Genomic DNA, 7,483 nt, shown 5'->3' on the forward strand with positions numbered 1-7,483 from the left:
AGGGATTATCTAAAACATGAGCCTAAGACAAAAGGCACTAATTAGCGATGTCGTTCAAGTTTTGGTTCTTTGGTGGGCAAGCGATTGGCGACCTAAATTTCAATTTTCCCAAAAGCATTTTCAAAATCTTTTTTCTTTTGGCATCAATATCGTTGGGATTAATTTACTGCTATTTTTTAATAAAAGAACTGACGATTTTTTAATTGGTTATTTTCTCGGTCCCATTCCTTTGGGATACTATGCGATCGCTTATCAGGCCTTTACTATCATTACGCAATTGTTGTCTTATGTAACTGGTTCGCCTGTAGCGAGGTCTCTATTTTCTAGATTGCAGCAAGAGCCAGAACGTTTGCGACAAGCTTTTTATACAGTAACTCGCGTTGCTAGTCTAATTGCTATTCCAACTTGTATAGGCGTAACCCTGCTTGCTCCTGAGCTAGTCAAAGTTTTGTTTGGAACTCAGTGGACGAAGAGTATTCCCGTCATACAAATTCTTTCCTTTGTTAGCGTAGTCAATTCCATCGGCAGCTTTAGCAACATTGTGATTCAAGCTTGCGGCAAACCTTCCTGGAATTTGTTACTAGGACTAATCAATACTCCTGCGAATCTAATTGCTTTTTCCGTAGCTGTACGCTGGGGTATTGTAGCAGTCGCTTTAGCTTTTGCCATTCGTGCCTATCTATTTTTTCCTATTCCTTTATTCTGCGTGCGCCAGCTAATTGATATTCAACCACTCGTCTATTTTCGTCAGTTTCTCGTTCCATTAGTAGCTTCATTAATAATGGCTACTACTATATTTGTAGCTCAATATGCTTTGAGAAATCTGTTAAACAGTTTTTTGCTGTTAGGTATTTGTATCGTTTTAGGGATGTCGATTTATTTAATAACAACTTGGCTAATCTCACCCAATCTTATTAGAGAAGTTTTTAGAATCGCCAACATTAATAATTTTTTTCCCAAAAGAATAATCCCGAATAAAAATCGATAATTGTCAGAAAATATTGCTAAAGTAGTTATGACAGTAAATTTAACTATCGGTATTATTACTTGTGGTAGACCCGATCGCATTAGTAAATGCCTCAATAGTATTAGCAAATATACTGATTTGGCTCATTCAATTTTAGTTGTAGACAGTAAAATCACTAGCGAAAACTTAGGACTTTATCAAGGCTTTCCAAACCTCACAAGTATTACTTTTGATTCTCCTATTAGTCCTGCTGCTGCTAGAGCGATCGTCGCTCAAAATATATCTACTCCATATGTTTTATTTTTGGACGATGATATTCAAATTGTGCAGGGAACTGTATCAAAAATGGTTGAATACTTAGACAAAAATTTAGAGGTTGATATTGTAGGAGGAGCTTGGCTAGAAAGAGGAAAATATCGAGAGCTAGGGCAATTCTTTAATTTTGGAACGATAGGCGATCGCCCGATTATTTACAAAAGCTTTTTAAGTCTGAATGAAGCTATAAATTTAAACCTAAGTAGCGTGCGAGTGGATGGCGTACAAGCTACATTTTTAGCCAGAAAAAAAATTTTCGATCGGGTTCAATTCGATCCTAGATATGGCTTTTATTTTGAATTGTTTGACTTTTTTTTACAATGTAAGCAGCAAAATATTTATTTGAAAGCTTTACCTGATGTTATTTTTGAACATAATCCCACTACTTACCGCATTCCTACTTTAAGACAAACTAGCGATAGCAAAAGCGATCGACAAAAATTTATTGATAAATGGGGAATTTATCCAATTGGTTCGTTAGGAGGAAGATTAGTAAAACTTTCTGAACCCAAAAAATTTCGCTTATTTCACTTTTTCAAATAAAGAAAAGATGGAGACAAATACTAAAAATCCTATTTTTATTGTTGGCTGTCCTCGTTCGGGAACGACGTTGCTTCAGCAGATGTTAGATGCTCATCCCGATATTGCGATCGCGCCTGAAACACATTTTATTCGTAACTTTTATCTCAAGCGAGAAACCTATGGAGATTTAACTCAAGATGTTAATTACTGTCGATTAATTGAAGATATTGTAGCGCTGCCTGTATTTCCAGAAATGGGACTCAACGCCGAGTATTTTCGCGAAGCGGCATGGAAAATTGAAAGAAGTTATGCAGCCATTTTCAATCTGATATTACAGCAATTTGCTTGTACCAAAAATGCTCGAATAGTTGGTGAAAAAACGCCAAATCATTTACTATACATGTCAATATTAGAGCAATTTTTCCCTACTGCCCGATTTATTCACATAATCCGAGATCCACGTGCAGTCATTAACTCTTGGCGAAAAGTTCCTTGGTCTAATGGCAGCTTGCACGAAGATGCGGAAGTTTGGCGACGCTATATGGCAACAGCTCGACTTTCGCCGCCTTCTCAAGGTTCTATACTAACTATACACTACGAGCAATTGGTATTAAATCCTGAAATGAGCCTGCGTTCTGTTTGTGATTTTTTAGGTTTGCCCTTCGAGCAAGCGATGTTGTCGTATCATTTACTTTTATCTCAAACTATCAATACAGTACGAGAACCCTGGAAAAATCAAGCAACTCAGTCAATCAGTCAAAAATCTCTAGATCTTTGGAAAAAAGAGCTATCACCGTCTATGGTAGCTGAAATTGAAGCAGTTGTTTGGTCAGAAATGAAACTTCTCGGATATCAAACACAAACTCCGCTACTACAAATTCTAATCAAGTCCATACCAAACCAAACAAAACGTAACTTCAGACAGATTAAAAATCGCTTGTTTCAAAGCATTCAAACTCACTTAAAAACGATCGCAACAGATTAAACGAATGAAGATCGGCTATTTGCAAATTGGCTCTTCTGAGCACGGGGTTTGCCGCTACGGCAATTTACTGGCACGAGAAGCTCAAAAGCGAAAAAATTTAAATGTTACTGAAGTAAACATTACTCTAAAGAGAGACTGGAAACACAATCGTGCCATCCTTACTGATGCTGCCAAGCAACTTTCAGCAGCAGATGTCGTTCATTTTCAATATAGTCTCGGTAACAATAAAAATCTTTGGGGTCAAAGTTGGTTAAAGTTATATTCTCTTTGGGTGTTTGTCAGTCATTGTTCTAGTCCCTTAGTCGTGACACTTCACGATATTTATCCTCTCCCTTCTTTTAGTACAGAAGCATTTAACTTTATCAATCGTTGGTTTCAACCTACTGTTTCAACTACAACCGAAAAAAACGCCGTTGCATCTTCCGTCGCTTCAACTCTCAAAAAAATAAAATTAAGCAATCCTATCTCTAAGCTATTTGCCACGTTACGACGCATTTCTGGAGCAAATTTAGAGGCTTTTACTCTCCGTTGGTTATTAAGTCGAGTAGAGTTAGTTTTTGTCTGCTCGGAAGTAGAAGCACAACGACTAAAGGCAATTGTTAATAATAATAAGACTCGAATCGTGCCTATTTATGTTGAAGAGAGGTCTATAACTATAGATCGACAAAAAGCACGCGAACTTCTCAGACTAGACAAAAATCAAAAAATCATAACATTGCTAGGATTTATTCATCCTCGTAAAGGGCATCAGTTGATAGTCGAAGCAATGTCAAAATTACCTGCTGATGTCATAGCAATTTTTGCTGGAAGCACCAGTCCCGATCCTTATTCGCAAGCATATCTAGAACAGCTTTTTAGGTTAGCAAAAGCTAGCGGAGTCGAATGTCGCTTGCGAGTAACAGGTTATTTATCTGAGGAAGAATTAGAGTTATATTTATTGGCTACTGACCTTGCCGTTTGTCCTTTTCAAAATCTTTCTGCCTCGGCCTCGCTGTCAACCTGGATTTCTGTAGCTCGTCCCATTCTAGCGTTTGATTTACCTCAAATAGCAGAATATAATAAGCTTGAACCAGGTGCAATTAAGACTTTTAGTCCTTACACTTCAGATGCCTTGGTCGATGCGATCGCAAACTTTCTAAATGCGAACCATGATGAAATCGAGCCGGCTGTAGATCGTCTTCGGACAAAGCTTTCCGTCACAACGATTTTCGATCGGCTTCTAACATACTACGATAATTTTGCCAAAAAATACGAGTTGCTCGAACTAAGTACAAATTTGTAGAAAAACGAGCAAAGAATTTAGCTTCGCTCGCGGATATAAAACATAATTAGAAGAACTCTCATGAAAATTTTAATTCCCGATTTTTGCGTTCCTAATACTTATATTCACGACTTGGCTTTTGCCTTAGAAGAATTGGGACATGAAGTTTTTTGGAATAGTGATAATCTTTTTTTTAGTCAATGGATACCCGATGTTATTGTCAGTCAATGGGCAGAAGGTTATTTCCGCACTTCTTCCTTTCTCAAGGAAATTACAAATTTACAGCCTCATCATTTAGAATTTTTAGAAAATAAGTTAAAGCAAATAAGAAAGAAAACGTTAATCCTTGCCTTCGTTCATAATGTTCAACCTAGACCCACTGGAATTCGTCAATTCGACAAGAACCTAGAGAAACTGTTCCAAATTAACTATGACAGCGCTCATGCTTTCGTACACCTTGGCAAGCAGAGCATATCTGAATTAAGTACCTACTATCCTGAGTATATATACAAAAATAAGCCTTCATTGACGATTTCTCATGGCTTGCACGAGCAGCTCAAGCTTAACTATCTTCCACTCGATCGACCAATTGACAAAGCCGATAGTTTTCGCATTTTTGTGCCGGGAGCGATAAGATTTTGGTCGGAATTAACTTTTTTAATTAGGGCATTTATTAAAGCTAAAATTCCCAAAAAACAGTCGATTATTGCGGGTAGCGGGTATGTTCTTGAAAGAAGTCCCCTAAAGCCTTTGCGACATACATTGATTAAAAGTATCCCCGGAGTCTTTTTATATGGTCGTCGTCTTGATGACAAAACACTCTGTCGCGAAACCGTCGCTGCCGACTTGGTAATAGCGCCTCGACTTCAAGCAACGAATTCGGGAATTCCTTATCTGGCGGCAACATTTGGTAAGCGTTGTCTTGGCCCCAATGTTGGTAATATTCCAGAAGCATTAAAGGAGCTGAATGGGATTCTTTTTGAACCAGGAGACATATCTTCACTGGCAAGAGCAATGGAAAAAGCCTATCACGAACGCGATCGCTTCTCACTACCAGATCCACCCTGTCCATCATGGAGAGAAATTGCTCAACAGATAGAGAGTTTTATTTTCATGCTAAAAAATCGAAATTTAGTCTCAAAAAAGTATAAACGGTAATCAAAGCCACTCTTTTATTACCATCTACAAAACAATGGTATTTAATCAATCCATAGCCGTAAGCAGCAGCTAATTCATATAAAGTGGCTTCGCCATTACTCTAGTAATATCAAATCCGGTCGAACGACCACAATAACAAGTCCCGCTCGCGACTCCTGTTGGTCGCACTACATGTTATGACTAATTATACCAATTTTCAGGTTTTCGCGATCGACATTCTTCACCCCTCTCCCTATTTGGGAGAGGGGTTGGGGGTGAGGGCGATCGACTATCTGTGTCATTAACAAATGAAAAATGATATTAAACGGATTTGATATAACAGAGATTTTTTGGCTTGTTTGCAGTTGAGCCAACCCGCCGCGCCAGGATGCGATTGTACGCTTCGCGTCAATCGTCAGTTAGCGGCGGTGTTGACTTAGCGGGAGAGTCCTGGTTCTCAATGTACTTTAGATAAGTTTCCTAGCTATCTGCGTCGTGCTGCTATCGAGTTTGGCTGCGGACAAGTGTCTTCATTTTTAACTCGATATAGAGAATGGCACTCCGGTAGTCGCCAACGACGAGATGCACTCCCGCCACGGTTCAACCCGAAAGCTGGTTGTTATCCGGCACTGTATAAAGGACAGTGCATCAAATTTCACGACGATTTTGGGGTTGCCGAAATTAACATCTGGAACGGTTTTGATTGGGTTTGGACGAACATTCAAATCACAGGGTTGCGAGATCGTCATCTGCTCAGTCACAGCAAGGGGTTGTCTCCCTCGCTGATTGTTAAGAACGGCAGGGCGAAAGCCAAGCTAACCCAGAAACTCCACAAAGGATTTTGCAAAGGCTTATACCGCCGCGCTGCTGGACTCAATCGCAATATGGCACAACACTCTTAATGGCTTTTACAATATTGCTGCCCGATACTTGGCATACAAACTTAAGCTGGCATACAGAAATGGTTGTCAGTTGCCTTCTAGCAAAAGCTCTGGAGGCAAGTCGAGAATGCCGATTACTCTATCTCGTTTCTGGGATAGAGAAGCCGCTCATGTACGCAAAGCGTCATGAGTCGGTGCATTCACTCAGAGGAGAGCTTAAGGCGAGTAGCGATGGTAACGAACGGGAGCAAAAATAGATCTTGCCCATTGCCACCACCACTGGAAATAAGAGTGGGGGCTATCGTTTGTGAAATGTTCTGGGGCAATTTGTTTAATCTTGGGAAGATGCACCCATGGCACTTCGGGGAAGGTATGGTGTTCGTCGTGGTATCCCGTGTTGAAAAATAGGATATTGCTCCAATGATAAGTGGAATAGGTTTTGCCTTGGTGGTAAATGTTGTGTTCGCTAATCGATTGTCCGCTAAACGTTATTCCCCAATACCCAACCATAAGGGATACAGTCCAAAAAAAATACAGCGAAGCTTTCCACCCAATCAGCCCCCACGCTAAGACATAGAGAATGAGAGTGGTTGCGATTAATAATACAGCGACAGATTTTGACCTCTTCGCTCCCTTGATTTGGCGATCGCTATCGGATGGAACTATGCTAGAGATGATGAAGTCGGTAAGAACCGAACCGCCGGGAAAGAGATGCAACAGGGCCTCGACTGCTCGCAAAGAAACCCGATCGCTCAAGAATTTTGCCCGCTTTTTATCCCACCACTCGTAGTCTTTCATATAATCATTTAAATGCATATGATGGGAGGGACCGTGCCTGGAAACGTACTTCAGTGAATAACCGAAGGAAAGCGTTCCCAGTTCGATTAAGAGCAAAGTAATAACAGAACCAAATCTGCCTTTGAGGATTAGATTATGGGCGGCTTCATGAATGAAAGTCGTAAGCGAATGTAGGATGAACTGCCCGACAAAAAAAGAGACAAAACCCACCATCCACCAAGTGAGATCGCTGACTAGCCACGCGACGAGCCATTGAAGGGCAACGAGAACTGCGATCGCAGCGATCGACCAAGGATAGTTGCCAAAATACTGTTTTATTTCAGGATGTTCTTCCAGAATTTTTTTGCGCCTTTCAACGTGCCAGCGAGCATCGGCAGTCATAACCCTTCTTTAATCAGTTTAGCAGTAGACCATTGAATTTTATGGTCAAAAACAGTATCCATAGTACCATTGACAATAACTTTTCTTAATCTCGCAGGATTGCTCCAACGAGACCAGAGGATCGAACTCCCCAAGCTTTAAAGATTCCCAGTGCCCCTGGGTACTTAGTCCCCTTTGCAAAATGATTAAAGTCAGTGAAGAGGTCGCCCCCTCCACTGCTCTCCAAAACCGTGCTT

General features: G+C 40.3%; 8 protein-coding genes and 1 pseudogene. 7 read left to right on the top strand and 2 right to left on the bottom strand.

What is annotated here, in order from left to right; all coding sequences use genetic code 11:
• Positions 1-16 precede the first annotated feature (16 nt).
• From NIES593_RS09400 to NIES593_RS09420, 5 genes are read left to right on the top strand one after another with little or no spacing between them, the layout of a single operon-like run.
• Positions 17-988, top strand: coding sequence for an oligosaccharide flippase family protein (locus NIES593_RS09400; RefSeq protein WP_073599321.1), 972 nt, complete (start codon positions 17-19; stop codon positions 986-988).
• A 27-nt stretch (positions 989-1,015) separates the two neighbouring features.
• Entirely contained in the window at positions 1,016-1,825 is an 810-nt protein-coding gene (locus NIES593_RS09405; protein ID WP_139253663.1) for a glycosyltransferase family 2 protein, read from the top strand.
• Between the two features lie 7 nt (positions 1,826-1,832).
• The gene (locus NIES593_RS09410; RefSeq protein WP_073599323.1) at positions 1,833-2,789 is read left to right on the top strand and encodes a sulfotransferase family protein; all 957 of its coding nucleotides are present in this window, start codon (positions 1,833-1,835) and stop codon (positions 2,787-2,789) included.
• Positions 2,790-2,793: 4 nt separating this feature from the next.
• Positions 2,794-4,071: a glycosyltransferase gene (locus NIES593_RS09415; RefSeq protein WP_073599324.1), complete on the top strand. Its 1,278-nt coding sequence runs from the start codon at positions 2,794-2,796 to the stop codon at positions 4,069-4,071.
• A 60-nt stretch (positions 4,072-4,131) separates the two neighbouring features.
• Positions 4,132-5,208: a glycosyltransferase gene (locus tag NIES593_RS09420; protein ID WP_073599325.1), complete on the top strand. Its 1,077-nt coding sequence runs from the start codon at positions 4,132-4,134 to the stop codon at positions 5,206-5,208.
• Here the strand turns inward: NIES593_RS09420 and NIES593_RS25480 are convergent.
• Positions 5,180-5,302 (bottom strand): annotated as a pseudogene (locus NIES593_RS25480) (type II toxin-antitoxin system death-on-curing family toxin); the annotation flags it as partial. The gene NIES593_RS09420 and the pseudogene NIES593_RS25480 overlap by 29 nt on opposite strands.
• A gap of 409 nt (positions 5,303-5,711) precedes the next feature.
• On the opposite strand from NIES593_RS25480, the gene NIES593_RS24035 reads away from it, so the two are divergent.
• A complete protein-coding gene (locus NIES593_RS24035; RefSeq protein ID WP_073599326.1) occupies positions 5,712-6,089 on the top strand; it encodes a hypothetical protein in 378 nt (125 codons plus the stop codon).
• Positions 6,089-6,325, top strand: a complete 237-nt coding sequence (locus tag NIES593_RS24040) for a hypothetical protein (protein WP_175561087.1) — start codon at positions 6,089-6,091, stop codon at positions 6,323-6,325. Before NIES593_RS24035 ends, NIES593_RS24040 begins: the two co-directional genes overlap by 1 nt.
• On the opposite strand, the gene NIES593_RS09435 is transcribed toward NIES593_RS24040, so the two are convergent.
• The gene (locus NIES593_RS09435) at positions 6,285-7,247 is read right to left on the bottom strand and encodes a fatty acid desaturase (RefSeq protein WP_073599327.1); all 963 of its coding nucleotides are present in this window, start codon (positions 7,245-7,247) and stop codon (positions 6,285-6,287) included. The genes NIES593_RS24040 and NIES593_RS09435 overlap by 41 nt on opposite strands.
• Between the last annotated feature and the right edge of the window lie 236 nt (positions 7,248-7,483).

This window comes from Hydrococcus rivularis NIES-593 (assembly GCF_001904635.1).
Taxonomy (GTDB): domain Bacteria; phylum Cyanobacteriota; class Cyanobacteriia; order Cyanobacteriales; family Microcystaceae; genus Hydrococcus; species Hydrococcus rivularis.

Excerpts from the sequence above, each read along its gene's own strand:
- NIES593_RS09415 (WP_073599324.1), top strand. The coding sequence starts at position 2,794 with ATGAAGATCGGCTATTTGCAAATTGGCTCTTCTGAGCACGGGGTTTGC.
- NIES593_RS09420 (WP_073599325.1), top strand. The coding sequence starts at position 4,132 with ATGAAAATTTTAATTCCCGATTTTTGCGTTCCTAATACTTATATTCAC.
- NIES593_RS09400 (WP_073599321.1), top strand. The coding sequence starts at position 17 with ATGAGCCTAAGACAAAAGGCACTAATTAGCGATGTCGTTCAAGTTTTG.
- NIES593_RS24040 (WP_175561087.1), top strand. The coding sequence starts at position 6,089 with ATGGCTTTTACAATATTGCTGCCCGATACTTGGCATACAAACTTAAGC.
- NIES593_RS09410 (WP_073599323.1), top strand. The coding sequence starts at position 1,833 with ATGGAGACAAATACTAAAAATCCTATTTTTATTGTTGGCTGTCCTCGT.
- NIES593_RS09435 (WP_073599327.1), bottom strand. The coding sequence starts at position 7,247 with ATGACTGCCGATGCTCGCTGGCACGTTGAAAGGCGCAAAAAAATTCTG.
- NIES593_RS09405 (WP_139253663.1), top strand. The coding sequence starts at position 1,016 with ATGACAGTAAATTTAACTATCGGTATTATTACTTGTGGTAGACCCGAT.